The 15,830-nt window shown below is 65.6% G+C and carries 16 protein-coding genes; 7 read left to right on the forward strand and 9 right to left on the reverse strand.

Features of this window, described 5'->3' with window-relative positions; translation table 11 throughout:
* Positions 1-92 precede the first annotated feature (92 nt).
* Both rpoD and dnaG read right to left on the reverse strand, forming a co-directional pair.
* Positions 93-2,126: an RNA polymerase sigma factor RpoD gene (gene rpoD / locus G7B69_RS04340; protein WP_166176483.1), complete on the reverse strand. Its 2,034-nt coding sequence runs from the start codon at positions 2,124-2,126 to the stop codon at positions 93-95.
* 8 nt (positions 2,127-2,134) lie between these two features.
* The gene (dnaG, locus tag G7B69_RS04345) at positions 2,135-4,012 is read right to left on the reverse strand and encodes a DNA primase (protein ID WP_166176485.1); all 1,878 of its coding nucleotides are present in this window, start codon (positions 4,010-4,012) and stop codon (positions 2,135-2,137) included.
* A gap of 120 nt (positions 4,013-4,132) precedes the next feature.
* Here dnaG and G7B69_RS04350 point away from each other — a divergent pair, with 120 nt between their 5' ends.
* Positions 4,133-4,615 carry a YybH family protein gene (locus G7B69_RS04350; protein WP_166176487.1) on the forward strand — a complete coding sequence of 161 codons (483 nt, stop codon included), beginning with the start codon at positions 4,133-4,135 and terminating at the stop codon, positions 4,613-4,615.
* On the opposite strand, the gene G7B69_RS04355 is transcribed toward G7B69_RS04350, so the two are convergent.
* Together G7B69_RS04355 and G7B69_RS04360 are read right to left on the reverse strand one after the other, a co-directional pair.
* Positions 4,612-5,247 (reverse strand): hypothetical protein, encoded by a 636-nt coding sequence (locus G7B69_RS04355; RefSeq protein WP_243415025.1) that lies wholly within the window; start codon positions 5,245-5,247, stop codon positions 4,612-4,614. The genes G7B69_RS04350 and G7B69_RS04355 overlap by 4 nt on opposite strands.
* Complete coding sequence (locus tag G7B69_RS04360; RefSeq protein WP_166176491.1) at positions 5,244-5,696, reverse strand: GatB/YqeY domain-containing protein; 453 nt, start codon at positions 5,694-5,696, stop codon at positions 5,244-5,246. The genes G7B69_RS04355 and G7B69_RS04360 overlap by 4 nt, the downstream gene beginning before the upstream one ends.
* Positions 5,697-5,845: 149 nt before the next feature.
* Between G7B69_RS04360 and carA the strand changes: the two genes are divergently transcribed.
* From carA to greA, 4 genes are all read left to right on the forward strand, one after another.
* Positions 5,846-7,009 (forward strand): glutamine-hydrolyzing carbamoyl-phosphate synthase small subunit, encoded by a 1,164-nt coding sequence (carA, locus tag G7B69_RS04365; RefSeq protein WP_166176493.1) that lies wholly within the window; start codon positions 5,846-5,848, stop codon positions 7,007-7,009.
* Between the two features lie 20 nt (positions 7,010-7,029).
* Positions 7,030-7,389 carry a hypothetical protein gene (locus G7B69_RS04370; protein ID WP_166176495.1) on the forward strand — a complete coding sequence of 120 codons (360 nt, stop codon included), beginning with the start codon at positions 7,030-7,032 and terminating at the stop codon, positions 7,387-7,389.
* Complete coding sequence (gene carB / locus G7B69_RS04375; protein WP_166176497.1) at positions 7,373-10,696, forward strand: carbamoyl-phosphate synthase large subunit; 3,324 nt, start codon at positions 7,373-7,375, stop codon at positions 10,694-10,696. Before G7B69_RS04370 ends, carB begins: the two co-directional genes overlap by 17 nt.
* A 90-nt stretch (positions 10,697-10,786) precedes the next feature.
* Positions 10,787-11,254 carry a transcription elongation factor GreA gene (gene greA, locus G7B69_RS04380; RefSeq protein WP_166176499.1) on the forward strand — a complete coding sequence of 156 codons (468 nt, stop codon included), beginning with the start codon at positions 10,787-10,789 and terminating at the stop codon, positions 11,252-11,254.
* A 3-nt stretch (positions 11,255-11,257) separates the two neighbouring features.
* Here greA and G7B69_RS04385 read toward each other — a convergent pair whose 3' ends face one another.
* The 5 genes from G7B69_RS04385 to G7B69_RS04405 form a co-directional block, all read right to left on the reverse strand.
* The gene (locus G7B69_RS04385) at positions 11,258-11,485 is read right to left on the reverse strand and encodes a DUF4170 domain-containing protein (protein ID WP_166176501.1); all 228 of its coding nucleotides are present in this window, start codon (positions 11,483-11,485) and stop codon (positions 11,258-11,260) included.
* Positions 11,486-11,564: 79 nt separating this feature from the next.
* Complete coding sequence (locus G7B69_RS04390) at positions 11,565-12,026, reverse strand: hypothetical protein (protein WP_166176228.1); 462 nt, start codon at positions 12,024-12,026, stop codon at positions 11,565-11,567.
* A 20-nt stretch (positions 12,027-12,046) separates the two neighbouring features.
* The gene (locus G7B69_RS04395) at positions 12,047-12,382 is read right to left on the reverse strand and encodes a hypothetical protein (RefSeq protein ID WP_166176503.1); all 336 of its coding nucleotides are present in this window, start codon (positions 12,380-12,382) and stop codon (positions 12,047-12,049) included.
* Positions 12,379-12,786, reverse strand: a complete 408-nt coding sequence (locus G7B69_RS04400; protein ID WP_166176505.1) for a phage holin family protein — start codon at positions 12,784-12,786, stop codon at positions 12,379-12,381. Before G7B69_RS04400 ends, G7B69_RS04395 begins: the two co-directional genes overlap by 4 nt.
* Before the next feature lie 40 nt (positions 12,787-12,826).
* Complete coding sequence (locus G7B69_RS04405) at positions 12,827-13,387, reverse strand: hypothetical protein (RefSeq protein ID WP_207785949.1); 561 nt, start codon at positions 13,385-13,387, stop codon at positions 12,827-12,829.
* A gap of 182 nt (positions 13,388-13,569) precedes the next feature.
* Here G7B69_RS04405 and eno point away from each other — a divergent pair, with 182 nt between their 5' ends.
* Positions 13,570-14,847, forward strand: a complete 1,278-nt coding sequence (gene eno / locus G7B69_RS04410; protein WP_166176507.1) for a phosphopyruvate hydratase — start codon at positions 13,570-13,572, stop codon at positions 14,845-14,847.
* Positions 14,848-14,851: 4 nt separating this feature from the next.
* Entirely contained in the window at positions 14,852-15,703 is an 852-nt protein-coding gene (locus G7B69_RS04415; RefSeq protein ID WP_166176509.1) for a hypothetical protein, read from the forward strand.
* Positions 15,704-15,830 lie beyond the last annotated feature (127 nt).

Raw genomic sequence — 15,830 nt, forward strand, 5'->3', positions numbered from 1 at the left:
CGGAGCAGGAAATGGACCGTTGCCGAAATCCGCGAAAGCGCGGGCCGGCGATCGGGCGAATGTAGTTCAGCGAGCCTCCGCTCGCCGGCGATTTACTGATCGAGGAAGCTGCGCATCTTCCGCGACCGGCTCGGGTGCTTGAGCTTCCTCAGCGCCTTGGCCTCGATCTGCCGGATGCGTTCGCGGGTGACCGAGAACTGCTGGCCGACTTCCTCCAGCGTGTGGTCGGTGTTCATGCCGATGCCGAAACGCATGCGCAGCACGCGTTCCTCGCGCGGAGTTAGTGACGCGAGCACTCGCGTAACGGTCTCCTTGAGGTTGGCCTGGATCGCCGCATCGACCGGGATCACCGCATTCTTGTCCTCGATGAAGTCGCCCAGGTGGCTGTCTTCCTCGTCGCCGATCGGGGTCTCCAGGCTGATCGGCTCCTTGGCGATCTTCATCACCTTGCGGACCTTCTCGAGCGGCATCGACAGACGCTCGGCCATTTCCTCGGGCGTGGGCTCGCGGCCCTGCTCGTGGAGGAACTGGCGGGAGGTGCGCACGAGCTTGTTGATCGTCTCGATCATGTGCACCGGGATGCGGATCGTGCGCGCCTGATCGGCGATGCTGCGGGTGATCGCCTGACGAATCCACCAGGTGGCGTAAGTGCTGAACTTATAGCCGCGGCGGTACTCGAACTTGTCGACCGCCTTCATCAGCCCGATGTTGCCCTCCTGGATCAGGTCGAGGAATTGCAGGCCGCGGTTGGTGTATTTCTTGGCGATCGAGATGACCAGGCGCAGGTTGGCCTCGACCATTTCCTTCTTGGCGATGCGCGCCTCGCGTTCGCCCTTCTGGACCATGTTGACGATCCGGCGGAACTCGGTGAGCGACATGCCGGTGGCGGCGGCGATGTCGGCGATCTCGGCGCGAATGCGCTCGACCGCTTCGGCTTCCTTCTCGACGAAGGCGGCCCACTTCTTGTCCTTCTTCGCCATGCCGGCGAGCCATTCTTCATCAAGTTCATGCCCAACATACTCGGTGAGGAAGTCGGAGCGCTTGATCTTATGCCGCTCGGCGAGGCGCAGCATCTGGCCGCCCAGCGCGGTCAGGCGGCGGTTGAAGGCGTAGAGGTTGTCGACGAGGTATTCGATCTTGGTGGCGTGGAACTGCACGCTCTCTACCTCGGCGGTGAGCTCTTCGCGCAGCGCCTCGTACTTCTTCTCCTTGGCGGCGGGGAAATCGTCGCCGCGGCCGAGGGTGTCGACCCGCTCGCCCTGGAGCTTCTCGAACTTCTTGAACAGCTGGGTGATGCGCGCGAATCGCTCGAGCGCCTCTGGCTTGAGCGCGGCTTCCATCTGCGCGAGACTGAGGGTGTTGTCTTCCTCGTCCTCCTCTTCGCGCTGGCGCGGGCGGGGCTCGCCGTCCTCGTCCTCGTCGGCGTCGGCCTCTTCTTCTTCCTCGACCTCTTCCTCTTCCTTGTAGGTCGGGCCGGCGGTCTCCTCGGAGATCTCGCCGCTGTCGTCCTCGTTCTCTTCCTCCATCTTCTCGACGGGAGGTTCCTTCGAGAGCATCGCGTCGAGATCGAGGATCTCGCGCAGCTGCATCTCGCCGTTGTTGAGCGCTTCGGACCACATGATGATCGCGTGGAACGTGATCGGGCTCTCGCACAGGCCCATGATCATCGTGTCGCGGCCGGCTTCAATGCGCTTGGCGATGGCGATCTCGCCCTCGCGGCTGAGCAGCTCGACCGCGCCCATCTCGCGCAAGTACATCCGTACCGGGTCGTCGGTGCGCTCGGTGGTCTCTTTCTTCTTCTTTTCGGGGACGTGCTGCTGCTCTTCGCCGTCGTCGTCCGAAGCGGCGATTTCCTCGGGACCCTCGGCGTCCTCGCCGTCTTCCTCGGAGGCGTCCTCGTCGCTCTCGACGATGTTGACGCCCATTTCGGAGATCGCCGACATCACGTCTTCGATCTGTTCGGACGAAAGCTCGTCCTGCGGCAGCGCGGCGTTGAGCTCGTCGTAAGTCAGGTAGCCCTTGCGCTTGCCCTTGGCGACGAGCTTCTTGATCGTCCCTTCGTTGAGATCGATCAGCGGTGCGTCGTCATTGCCGCTGCCGTTGGTGGTGATTTCTTCCGACGCCATCGCTGTGCTTATTCCGTTTCCTGTTCGCGGTCGCCTGCGGGAGCGCCCGTGTCACCATGTTCCAACGCCGAACCGGCGGCGCGTTTCCGGGCCATCTGCCCGAGTCGCACCTCGATTTCCAGCTTTCGTTTGCGCAGCCGCTGCTGCTCGGCGAAAGCGCCTTCCGGATCGGCTTCGAATCGCGCCGTCGCCTCGGCAATCGCCGCTTCGAGCGCGGGCCTTTCGACCAGCAGCGAAACCGCTTCGGCCAGGTCTTCGCGTGCGTCTTGCGGATCGGTTCCTTCGACGAGGAAGGAAAAACGGGTGCTTTCCGGCGGCGGCGCGACGACCTTGAGCGCGGATATGGGGCTTCCGCCGCCCGCTTCAAGCGCCTCGGAGGCATCGAGCAAGGCGTCGATCGCCTGCGCGGTTTCTCCGGCGGCGCTGGCGAGGCGGGCGAGGGCCTCGGCGTGGCGGGCGATCTCGTGCGGGTGACGGGCGAAGCCCGCGAGGACCGCTTGCGTCAAATGGTCGCGCGCGCCGCTACGCGCGCGGCGTAGCCCTGCGGTGTCGCTCGGCGCATTCGAGCGCTTGTCGGAGAGCTTCGCGCGCCAGTCCTTGCGCGGCACGAACTCGCGCTTGGGAAAGGCGAAGGCGGAAAACCTGTCGCCCAGCTCGCGCTTGTAAAGCGCGCGGATCTCCGGGTGCTGGATGCTCTCGGCGTGGGCCATCAGCCGTTCCTTCAGCCCGGCCTTGTCCTCGGGCGAGCGCAGCGGCTGGGCGTTGCTTTCGTGACGCCACAACGTCTCGAGCAGGCTGTGCGGCTCGGCGAGCAGGCGGTCCATCGCCCCTCGTCCATCCTTGCGCAGGAGGTCATCCGGATCGAGCCCGGCCGGCATGTGGACGAACGCCAGCGAATGCCCGGGGCGGAGCAGGGGCAGGGCGCGGGCGGCGGCGCGCATCGCCGCACGCTGGCCGGCGGCATCGCCGTCGAAGCACAGGATCGGCACTTCGACCATGCGCCAGAGGAGTTCGATCTGCCGCTCGGTCAGCGCGGTGCCCATCGGCGCGACGGTTTCCTCAATCCCGGCCGCAGCAAGGGCGATGACGTCCATGTAGCCTTCGACGACGACGATGCGGTTGGTTTTGCGCGAGGCGGGGCCCGCGCGGTGGAGGTTGTAAAGCGTGCGACCTTTGTCGAATAGGGGTGTATCCGGTGAATTCAGATACTTAGGGGCATCTGTTTTGCCACGTTCGAGGATGCGCCCGCCGAATGCGATCACTCGCCCGCGCGCGTCCTGGATCGGCAGCATGAGCCGGCCGCGGAAACGATCGTAAGGCTCCTTGTCGTCCACCGCGATCAGCAGTCCGGCTTCGACCAGCATCGGCTCGGGATATCGCGCCAAGGCCTTCTTCAGCGCCTTGCGATCCTCCGGCGCGTAGCCGAACCCGAAGCGCTCGATCGTGTGGCCGTCGAGGCCCCGTGCCGCCAGGTATTCGCGCGCCTTTCGACCTTCATCCGCCAGGAGATTGTTTTTGAACCATTCCTGCGCCGACGCCATGACGTCATGTAAACCTGCGCGGCGCTCCGCCTGCTCGGTTTCGCGGGGATCGGCGCGGGGAACTTCCATCCCGGCCTCCGACGCCAGCTCCTTCACCGCATCCATGAACGACAGCCCGCGCTGGTCGGTCATCCAGCGGATGACGTCGCCGTGCGCGCCGCAGCCGAAGCAATGGTAGAAGCCCTTTTCGTCGCTGACTGTGAAGCTCGGGCTCTTCTCGTTGTGGAACGGGCAGCAGGCCTTCCACTCGCGCCCGGCCTTTTGCAGCTTGGTCGTGCGCATGATCACACTCGACAGCGTCACCCGCGCACGCAGTTCGTCCAGCCATTGGGGGGTGAGGGCCATGAGCGGGTTGTAAGCCGGATAGCCCCGCTGCTCAAACCCGCGTGCGGGCGAATTCAGGTGAGAAAGGCGGCAAAACGTGTATCCGGCAAAGAGGGGTCGCCCCTGACCGGAGACCGACCCATGCGCCGACCCACTCTTATCGCCATCGTCGCGCTCTACGCCCTGCTCGTCGCTTGCCAGCAAAGCGCGCCATCACCGACGGCCGATGCGACTGCAGCCGCGGTGACTGAAGACGAGGCCGGCAAGGCGTTCGACACCACGATCGCGGGGTGGCAGTCGGCCGATGCGGCGACGATCAAGGCGCTCTATGCCTCCGACGTCGCGGGTTTCGACTTCGTCGGGCCGCTCGTTACGGATCGCTCGACCTGGGACAAGAACCAGGACGCGTTTGCGGCGGCGAAAATCGACAAGATCGTGATCAAGGCCAAGAAGATCCAGCTCCTCGGCCCCGATGCCTTTGTCGTCAGCTCCTATGGCGACGACATCAGCTCGAGCGCGAAGGCCAGCGCCACGTTCCGTTGCACCGATGTCTACAAACGCGAAGCGAGCGGCAGCTGGCTGATCGTCAACGAGAACTGCTCGTCAACGCCGACTGCCGGCTAGTAACGGGGCTCGGCGGTCTTTTCCTTTGTCGGGAAGGGGCCCGAGCCCATCGCCACGCTGCCGTCCGTCTCGACCAGGTAAGCCTCAGTCGAAAGCGCGGGCGGCAGCGTCGATTGCCAGAAGAAAGTGATCGGCTCGCCGGCTTTCCACCCGTCGCCGCCGATCACTCGCCAGACGAGCGCGCCGTTGTCCGCCGCGACGTCGACCTGGCCGTCAGGCCCGAGCGCGGCGGCGGCTTGGGAATTGTCGATGCCGACGCCGTTGGCGAACCCTCCGGCCGGGCGGGCAGTGCGGAACAGGGTTGCGCTGGCGACTGTTTTCCCGGGGACGACCCGGTGCACGTAGGTGTAGACCGTGCCGGCGGGCAGTGCCTCGGGATCGCAAGCGGTGACCCCTTCGGGACAAGCGACGTAGCTTTCGACTTCGGCCACGACCTGCCCGTCAGAGACGAACTTGCCCGTGGCATCCGAGCCGGCGACTTTGGCGCCGAGCTTGAGCGTCGCGAAATCCGCCGGAACGAGCGTGTGCGGCTTGTCGGGCGTGACGACCGGCGATGGCGTGGGCGAGGGCGCCTCAGGCGATCTGGAGCACGCCGCCAACAGCAACAGGGGCAGGGCGGCGGCCTGCTTCACTGCAGCGCGTCCTTCACCCATCCGCTCGCCCGGCCCATGTCGAGCACGGTGCCGTGGCGCGCCTTCAGTTCGGCCATGACCTTGCCCATGTCCTTGAGGCTTCTCGCGCCGAACTCGCCCTTGATCGCCTCGATCGCGGCCTTGGTCTCGGCTTCGTCCATCTGGCGGGGAAGGAATTCCTCGATCACCTTGAGCTCGCTGCGTTCGACGGCGGCCAGTTCGTCGCGCCCGCCCTTGTCGAACATCTCGATCGATTCGCGGCGCTGCTTGGCCATCTTCTGCAGCGTGTCGATGATCAGCGCGTCGTCCTCGATTTGTTTGCTGGAGGTGCGTTGCTCGATGTCGCGATCCTTGACCTTGGCGAGGATCAGCCGGACCGCCGCGAGGCGCTCCTTGTCGCCGGCCTTCATCGCCGAAATTTGCGCCTGCTTGAGGTCGTCACGAAGCATCGAGTGATCTTTCTGTTTGAATGCGGAGCGTCAGCGTCCAAATAGCGGGCAAAATCGGCCTTGGACAGGTTGACGCATGGCCGGCCGGCGGTTAGCGGCCACGACTTAGCACGCATCGCCGGAAACCAGTTATCGGAGCGCCCCTAATCATGGCCGACCCCGCCTCCTCGCACGCGCCACCCAAGGGCGCGACAGGAGTCATCGTTTTCGCGGATGGAACGGTGGTCTGGGGCAGGGGATTCGGCCACGTCGGCAGCGCGGTGGGCGAGGTATGCTTCAACACCGCGATGACCGGGTACCAGGAAGTGATGACCGACCCGAGCTACGCCGGGCAGATCGTCACCTTCACCTTCCCGCACATCGGCAATGTCGGCACCAACGTCGAGGATATCGAGTCGGAAGTCGAAGGCGCGGTCGGCTGCATCGTTCGCGAGGATGTCACCAAACCATCGAACTTCCGCTCCGATCGCAGCTTCGAGGACTGGCTCAAAGGCCATCTCAAGATCGGCGTCGCCGGCATCGACACTCGCGCGCTCACCCGCCGCATCCGCTTGCAGGGCGCACCTAATGCGGTGATCGCGCACGATCCCAAGGGCGGGTTCGACATTCCCGCGCTGCTCAAGCGGGCGAAGGAATGGCCGGGGCTCGAGGGCATGGACCTCGCCCAGCGCGTCTCCCGCGAGAAGCACCATGGCTGGGAAGGCGGACCGTGGAAGCTCGGGCAGGGCTACGGCCGCGCCCCGCGCGATGCCAAGCCGCACGTCGTCGCCATCGACTACGGCAGCAAGGACAACATCTTCCGCAATCTGGTGAAGGCCGGGGCGCGGGTGACGGTGGTGCCGGCGAAGACATCGCTCGACGAGATCCTCAAGCTCAAGCCAGACGGCGTGTTCCTGTCGAACGGCCCCGGCGACCCGGCGGCGACCGGCGAATACGCGGTGCCGACGATCAAGGCGCTGATGGACAAGGACGTGCCGATCTTCGGCATCTGCCTCGGCCACCAGATGCTCGGCCTCGCCGCGGGGGCGCAGACCAGCAAGATGCACCAGGGCCACCGCGGCGCCAACCACCCCGTCAAGCGCCTGGCGGACGGCGTGGTCGAGATCACCAGCATGAACCACGGCTTCGCGGTCGACAACGCGACCCTGCCGGAGGGGATCGAGGAGACCCACGTCAGCCTGTTCGACGGCTCCAATTGCGGCATCGCGATCAAGGGCAAGAAGGCGTTCGGCGTGCAATACCACCCCGAGGCGAGCCCGGGGCCGCAGGACAGTTTTTACCTGTTCGAGAAGTTCGTGGGGATGTTGGGGTGATTGACGTCCAAGACGTTTGGGTGCCTCAGATGCTCGCATATTGCGAGCTAGTCGCCGACGATGAGCGACTTTCTTCGGCTTTCAATCAGAAGTCTGGGCAATTCTGGACGTCGGTTACCGGCTACGACGAGCTGATTGAACAAATCTTCGATGACCTCGATGCGCTCGGGCTTCTACCAGAACTACCTGAAAGCCAGATCGACGATGAATTGAAGCTTGCGTTGGACTCGTTCGTGAGGCGCCTGTCTGTCTTTGACGAGCAGAAAGGCGAAAGCGAATTCGACATCGAGTCACCGAGCTGGCTTTCGGTAAAGGCGGCGGCTGTTGAGGCAATCACCGCTGCTAGGATTTCAAAGGCGAATAATGCCCAAACGCACTGACATCTCCTCGATCCTCGTCATCGGCGCCGGGCCGATCATCATCGGCCAGGCGTGCGAGTTCGATTATTCGGGCACGCAGGCGATCAAGGCGCTGAAGGAGGAGGGGTACCGGGTCGTCCTGGTCAACTCCAACCCGGCGACGATCATGACCGATCCGGAGTTCGCCGACGCGACCTATGTCGAGCCGATCACGCCCGAGATCGTCGCCAAGATCATCGAGAAAGAGCGCCCCGATGCACTGCTGCCGACGATGGGCGGGCAGACCGCGCTCAACTGCGCGCTGGCGCTGTTCAACGACGGCACGCTCGAGAAGTACGGCGTGCAGATGATCGGCGCCGATGCCGACGCGATCGACAAGGCGGAGGACCGCCAGCGCTTCCGCGAGGCGATGGACAAGATCGGCCTCGAAAGCGCCCGCAGCGGCGTCGCCCACAGCGTCGACGAGGCGCTCGCGGTGCTCCAGCACACGGGACTGCCGGCAATCATCCGGCCGAGCTTCACGCTTGGCGGCACCGGCGGCGGGATTGCCTACAACAGGCAGGAGTTCGAGGCGATCGTGCGCACCGGGCTCGACGCCAGCCCGACCACCGAGGTGCTGATCGAGGAGAGCCTGCTCGGGTGGAAGGAATTCGAGATGGAGGTCGTGCGCGACAAGCACGACAACGCCATCATCATCTGCTCGATCGAGAACGTCGATCCGATGGGCGTGCATACCGGCGATTCGATCACCGTCGCCCCGGCGCTGACGCTGACCGACAAGGAATACCAGATCATGCGCAGCGCCAGCATCGCGGTGCTGCGCGAGATCGGGGTCGAGACCGGCGGCTCCAACGTCCAGTTCGCGGTCAACCCGAAGGACGGGCGGTTGATCGTCATCGAGATGAACCCGCGCGTGTCGCGCTCGTCGGCGCTGGCCTCGAAGGCGACCGGGTTCCCGATCGCCCGCGTCGCCGCCAAGCTCGCCGTCGGCTACACGCTCGACGAGATCACCAACGAGATCACCGGCGCGACCCCGGCGGCGTTCGAGCCGACGATCGACTACGTCGTCACCAAGATCCCGCGCTTCGCGTTCGAGAAGTTCAAGGGCACCAAGGTCGAGCTGTCGACGGCGATGAAGTCGGTCGGCGAGGTCATGGCGATCGGCCGCAACTTCAAGGAGAGCCTGCAGAAGGCGCTCCGCGGGCTCGAGACCGGGCTCGACGGGTTCAACCGCATGGTGGCGCTCGAAGGCGCGACGCGCGACGAGATCACCGCCGAGCTCTCCAAGCAGACCCCCGACCGCATCCTCAACATCGCCCAGGCCTTCCGCGAAGGCTTCACGGTCGAGGAAGTGAACGCGATCACCCACTTCGACCCATGGTTCCTGCGGCACATCGAGGAGATCGTCTACGAAGAGGCGATGATCGGCCAGAACGGGCTGCCGAACGATGCCGACGGACTGCGGCGCCTGAAAGCGATGGGCTTTTCCGACAAGCGCCTCGCCACGCTGGCCGTGCGCTCGGTCGGCGTCGCCGGCGGCTTGGCCGAGACCCAGGCCAAGCGCGCCGGGCTGCTCCACGATACCTTGCGCGCCATGGCCGGCGCGACCAGCGAGGACGAGGTCCGCGCGCTGCGCCAGAAGCTCGGCGTGCTGCCGGTGTTCAAGCGGATCGACAGCTGCGCCGCCGAGTTCGAGGCGATCACCCCGTACATGTACTCGACTTACGAGGCGCCGAGCTTCGGCGAGGCCGAGAACGAGGCCTGGCCGAGCGACCGCAAGAAGATCGTCATCCTCGGCGGCGGACCCAACCGGATCGGGCAGGGGATCGAATTCGACTACTGCTGCGTCCACGCCTGCTTCGCGCTCAGCGAGGCCGGCTACGAGACGATCATGGTCAACTGCAACCCTGAGACCGTCAGCACCGACTACGATACCTCCGACCGCCTCTATTTCGAGCCGCTGACCGCCGAGGACGTGCTCGAGATCCTCCGGGTCGAGCATTCGCGCGGCGAACTCGTCGGCGTGATCGTCCAGTTCGGTGGGCAGACCCCGCTCAAGCTGGCCCAGGCGCTCGAGGACGCTGGCATACCGATTCTCGGCACCTCGCCCGACGCGATCGACCTCGCGGAGGACCGCGAGCGCTTCGCCAAGCTGGTCAATAAGCTCAAGCTGAAACAACCGCTCAACGGCATTGCCAAGAGCCGCGACGAAGCCGCCGCGGCGGCCGCGCGGATCGGCTATCCGGTACTGCTGCGCCCGAGCTACGTGCTCGGCGGGCGGGCGATGGAGATCGTCGATTCCGAAGCCCAGCTCGACGATTACATCGCCACGGCGGTCAACGTCTCGGGCGACAGCCCGGTGCTGGTCGACCAGTACCTGCGGGACGCCATCGAATGCGACGTCGACGCGCTGTGCGACGGCGAGCAGGTGGTCATCGCCGGGGTGATGCAGCACATCGAGGAAGCGGGCGTCCACTCGGGCGACAGCGCCGCGACGCTGCCGCCCTACAGCCTGCCCGACGCCATCGTCGCCGAAATGGAGCGCCAGGCCACCCAGCTGGCAATGGCGCTCGGCGTGCGCGGACTGATGAACGTCCAGTTTGCGGTCAAGGACGGGGAAGTCTACCTCATCGAGGTCAACCCGCGGGCGAGCCGCACGGTGCCGTTCGTCGCCAAGGCGATCGGGGTGCCCATCGCCAAGATCGCCGCTCGCGTGATGGCCGGCGAAAAGCTTGCCGACTTGCCCGCGGTCGACTGGCGGATCGATTACATGACGGTGAAGGAAGCGGTATTCCCCTTCAGCCGCTTCCCCGGAGCCGACCCGGTTCTCACACCTGAGATGAAGTCTACCGGTGAAGTCATGGGAATCGATCGCGATTTTCCCACTGCCTATATCAAGTCGCAGCTGGGCGAGGGAACCGTCTTGCCCGAGAAGGGCGTGCTGTTCGTGTCGGTCAAGGACAGCGACAAGCCACAGATCCTCGAACCGGTGCGCCAGCTGATCGCCCAGGGCTTCAGGGTCATCGCCACCGGCGGCACGCAAACCTTTCTCGCCGAGGCCGGCCTGCCGGTCGAACGGGTCAACAAGGTCGCCGAAGGCCGGCCGCACATCGTCGACAAGATCGTCGACGGCGAGGTGGCGCTGATCTTCAACACCACCGAGGGCTGGCAGAGCCACAAGGACAGCCAGTCGATCCGCGCCTCGGCACTCGGCGCCAAGGTGCCGTACTATACCACCGCGACGGCTTCGGCGGCAGCGGCGCTCGCCATAACGTCGGTTAAGGTGAGCGAACTTGAAGTGCGGTCGCTGCAAGACTATTATAGCTGAACCAAATTCCCCGACATTCCGCCCCTACCGCCGCCAGACATGAGCGGGGAGGGCGGTTTTGACGGGCAACAGTGAACACAGGGACCGGTTATGGAAAAGGTGCCGATGCTGGCGGAAGGCTATGAGAAGCTGACTGCCGAACTGAAGATCCTGCGGGCCGAGCGCCCAAAGATCGTGGATGCGATCGAGGAAGCGCGCGCGCACGGCGATCTCTCGGAGAACGCCGAGTACCACGCCGCCAAGGAGCGCCAGGGCCAGGTCGAGGCGCAGATCGCCGACCTGGAAGACAAGGTCAGCCGCGCGCAGATCATCGATCCGGCCTCGCTGTCGGGCGACCGGATCGTGTTCGGGGCCACCGTCACCGTGCGCGACGACGACGACAAGCCGCAGCGCTACCAGATCGTCGGCCAGCCGGAAGCGGATGTTCGGGTCGGGCGGATTTCCTACGATTCGCCGATGGGTCGTGCGTTGATCGGCAAGTCGGTCGGCGACGAGGTCGAGGTTACGGTGCCTGCCGGTGACCGCTGCTACCTGGTCGACAAGATCGAGTTTATCTGAACGCTATTTCCCCGGCAGCTCGGGCTCGAGCAGCCGGTGCAGGTGGACGATGACGTATTTCATCTCGGCGTCGTCGACCGTCAGCTGGGCCTTGCCGCGCCACGCTTCCTCGGCTGCCGCGTAGTTCGGGTACACGCCGACCAGTTCGATCTCGTCAAGATTCTGAAATTCGACACCTTGCGGGTCCACCACCCGGCCGCCCATCACCAGGTGCAGAAGCTGTTTCGCCATTCGCCGTAAGCCTTTCGCAGCCATGAGGGTTCGGGCGAGCCTTTAAGGGATCGCCCGAAGCCCGCAAGAGCCGTTCGGGTCAGTTTAGCCGGTCGCGCAGCGCCTGGGTTATCGATTTGCCGGTGTCGCGTGCCACGGCACGGGCGCTCGTGACGCAATCCGCCGCGTCCTCGGTCCAACTGCCGAGCTTTTCGGCGCCGGCTTCGCGGGCGTCGCCGGCCTTCTCCATGGCGCTCTGGCCATAGGCGATCGCCAGTTCGGCGGCGAGGGCGGCAAGGCCTGCCGCACGCTTGCCGAGCTTCTTGCCGGCCTTGCGGGTCGGGGAACCCCGGAACAAGCCACTGACAAGCACGCCCACCGCCAGGCCGCCGGCGACGGTCGCGATCGGATGCTTCTTCGCGAATGCGGTGAACTTGTCCTTCGCCTCGATGGCTTTCTCACCCGCGCGATCGGCGAACGAGGCCGGCTCGGCGCGAGCTTTGTTGCGGCTTTTGGCGGCGGTCACTTTCCGCTTGATATTCTGGCGCTTGGCATCGGGCATTGTCGTTCTCCGGGAAAAGCTCAATCGCTGTCGGAACGGGCGTCGTCCCCGTCTTGTTCCTCGTCGTCCTCGTCCAGCCCGAAGATTCGCGACAGTCCGTTCAACAACGGCGCACGGGCGAACCACAGCACGATTGCGGCCGCCGCCGCGGCGATTCTCCCGCGATTGGCTTCGGCGTAGTCGACCGCCTCGTCGACGATATCCATCGCGCTGTCGCCGATGCGGTCGGTGATCCGCTTGCCCACGCTGCGCGCGCGCAAATCCTGGCGGATGAAGCGCAAGTCGGTGCTGAACACCTCGAGGGCGGCGTCGCGCAGCTGGCGATCTTCGACGAGGCGCGCTTCGAGATCGCTCATGGCTCGCCCCCAGGCTCGAACGACGCCAGGAGCGCGCGCCAGCGTCCCGCAGCGGCGCGGAATGCGACACCCGCGACGACCAGCCAGATCGCCACCACCACTCCCGTCGCGCCCCACCCGCCGATCGAGGGCGTAAGCGCGAAGATCAGGCCGATGGTCAGCCCGATCAGCGCCATCCACGCGAACATCAATCCGAGCAGGCCGTAAAGCGCGACGCCCTTGGCCCTGTCGCCGACGAACTGGGCGCGAGTCTTCTGGAAATTGAGCTCGGCTTCGAGATAGGTCTTGCCGTCCTCGATCAGGACTTCGACATCGTCGATCAGCGAACGGTTCTCGGCGGCCTCATCGACAGCACGGCCATCGTCGGACGAGCCGGCGGGCGTGGTTTCTTCGACTTCGGACACCGGGCGTCGTCCCTCCTACGCCTGTGGCAAGGAGAGCGTCTTACCGCCTGCGGAACAGCCGCGCAAAGAAGAACCCCGCCAGCGCAGCGATACCCACGGCGGTGCCGGGGCTCTTGCGGACCATTTCCCGGGCGTCATCGCCGAGTTCCTCGACGCTCTTGCTGTCGAGCGTGGCGGCGGTTTCCTGCAGGCTGCGCGCGGCGGTGCGCGCGTAATCGCCGTAGCGCGTGCCGAACTTGTCATCGAGCGTGGCGGCATTTTCGGCGACCATCCGGCCGAGGCTCGCCAGCGCGTCGCTGGCCTTTTCCTTGCCGTCGCGCGCCAGCTCGCCGGCCTTGGCTTTGGCCTGCCCCGCGTAATCGTCGCTGCGGGTGAGTGCCTGGCTGCGATAGGAGCCGGCCCGCTCCTTGGCTTCGGCGCCAAGCGCGGCTGCGCCGGCGCGGGCTTCCTCGAGCGCGGCGTTGAAGCGCGATTTGGCTTCGGCGGTGTTGCTCTTCGGCGCGGCCGGCTTGCGGGGCGTGGCCGGCTTCTTGGCCGCGGCCGTCTTCCTGGCGGCCGCAGGCTTGCGGGTCTTCGGAGTTGTGCTGCCGGTGTTTGCCATTTGAAAGCCCTTTCGTTCTAACTCGGCTCTGGCCTGTCTCCCCGGAGCAATAGGAATGCCCGGCCGGCCGTTGTCAATCCGAACGCGACTTGCACCGCGATGTTCCGCGGTTTAGGCGCCGCCCGTCACCGTGACATGGGAAGTGTCATAGTCGATTACAACACTGCCCGGGAGGCCAACGAATGACCGCGATCATCGACATTCACGGCCGCGAGATCCTCGACAGCCGGGGCAATCCCACGGTCGAGGTCGACGTCCTGCTCGAAGATGGCAGCTTCGGCCGCGCGGCGGTCCCTTCGGGCGCCTCGACCGGTGCGCACGAGGCGGTCGAGCTGCGCGATGGCGACAAGTCGCGCTATCTGGGTAAGGGCGTGCTCAAGGCGGTCGACGCGGTCAACGGTCCGCTTACCGATACCCTGCTCGGCGTCGATGCCGAGGACCAGCGCGAGATCGACCGCGCCATGATCGCGCTCGACGGCAGCGATAACAAGGGCAACTTCGGCGCCAACGCGATACTCGGCGTGAGTCTGGCGGTCGCCAAGGCTGCGGCCGACGCACGGGGCCTGCCGCTCTATTCCTATATCGGCGGGGTCTCTGCGCACGTGCTGCCGGTGCCGATGATGAACATCATCAACGGCGGCGAGCACGCCGACAACCCGATCGACTTCCAGGAATTCATGATCATGCCGGTCGGCGCGCCGACGCTTGCGGAAGCGGTGCGCTGGGGCTCGGAAGTGTTCCACACGCTCAAGAAGGGCCTGCACGAAAAGGGCCTGGCGACCGCGGTCGGCGACGAAGGCGGTTTTGCGCCCGACCTCGCCAGCACCCGCGCGGCGCTCGATTTCATCATGGCCTCGATCGAGCAGGCCGGTTTCAAGCCCGGCGAGGACATCGCGCTGGCGCTCGACTGCGCCGCGACCGAGTTCTTCAAGAGCGGCAAGTACGAGATCTCGGGCGAGGGCCTGTCGCTCTCACCGCAGCAGATGAGCGATTACCTTGCCGATCTCGCCGACGCCTATCCGATCCGTTCGATCGAGGACGGGATGAGCGAGGACGATTTCGAAGGGTGGAAGGCCGTCACCGACAAGCTCGGCGCGCGAGTCCAACTCGTCGGCGACGACTTGTTCGTGACCAACCCGAAGCGCCTGGCGATGGGCATCGACAAGGGCCTCGCCAATTCGCTGTTGGTCAAGGTCAACCAGATCGGCACGCTGACGGAGACGCTCGAGGCGGTCAGCATGGCCCACCGCGCGGGCTACACCGCGGTGATGTCGCACCGCTCGGGCGAGACCGAGGATGCGACCATCGCCGACCTCGCCGTCGCCACCAATTGCGGGCAGATCAAGACCGGCTCGCTGGCCCGCTCCGACCGGCTTGCGAAGTACAACCAGCTGATCCGCATCGAGGAAGAGCTCGGTGACAGCGCGGTCTACGCCGGCAAGGGTTGCTTCGGGAGGTAAGGGGTTGCCCCGGGCGTCCGGCCAATTTCGCATCTGGCTCGCCCTCGCGCTCGTTCCGCTGCTGAGCGGCTGCCTCGGCGCGGTGGCGTTGCCGCTGCTGGCGGGCGGTACGCTGATGGCCACCGACGAGCACCGCGTGCGCGCGGCGACGCAGGTGGCCCCTCCGGCGATCGCGCCGGCCGCCACTGCTGGAGCCAAGGCGGAGGATGCGATTCTATCGGCTAAGCCGATGCCGACCCAGCTGACCGAATTGCCGCCGCCCAGCAACGCCTCCGCGACGGTGTCCGACGACGGTTGGCAACCCTTCTTCACCTATGCGCAAGCGCGGCGGTCGCCGAAGGACGCCAAGACCATCGAATCCGCGCTTCTCAAGCAGCCTCCCACGATTGACTCGCCAGTTCGCCTCAAATGCGCCGCACCTGTGGCAGCTGTGGTGATCGACCTTGACGAGGGGTCGCAAACCTTTGACCCGGGGGGGCTGGTGCCTGCGCCGGCACGGGTCGCCGAAGGCCTGGCTCAGCTGCGTCAGGAGGGGATCGTGGTCCTGTGGATCACCCGACTACCCGCCGGGCGCGCCGCCGAGGTCGCGCAAGCCTTGCGCGCCTCGGGCCTCGACCCACAAGGACAGGACCAACTGCTCCTCCTCCGCAACGCCAGGGACCGCAAGCAACTTCTGCGCGAGGACGCCAGCAAGGATGTGTGCGTCGTCGCCATCGCCGGGGACCAGCGCGGCGATTTCGACGAGCTTTTCGACTACCTGCGCAACCCCGGCGGGGCGGTCGGGCTGTACCCGATCATGGGTCATGGCTGGTTCCTCGTGCCCTCGCTCGCCAGGCCGGCGGGAAGCGCGGGTTAGAAGGCCTCAGCTATCGTCGACCGGGCGCCGAATTGGCTCGACCGGCGTTCTTTGCAAGATGCCTGGCGCGCGCCTATGCGGTTGCGTTTGCAACCATGCGCGGCAGCCCGCGCCCTCGGACTGGAGA

It is taken from the genome of Croceibacterium segetis, assembly GCF_011320115.1.
In the GTDB taxonomy this organism is placed as follows: Bacteria; Pseudomonadota; Alphaproteobacteria; order Sphingomonadales; family Sphingomonadaceae; genus Croceibacterium_B; species Croceibacterium_B segetis.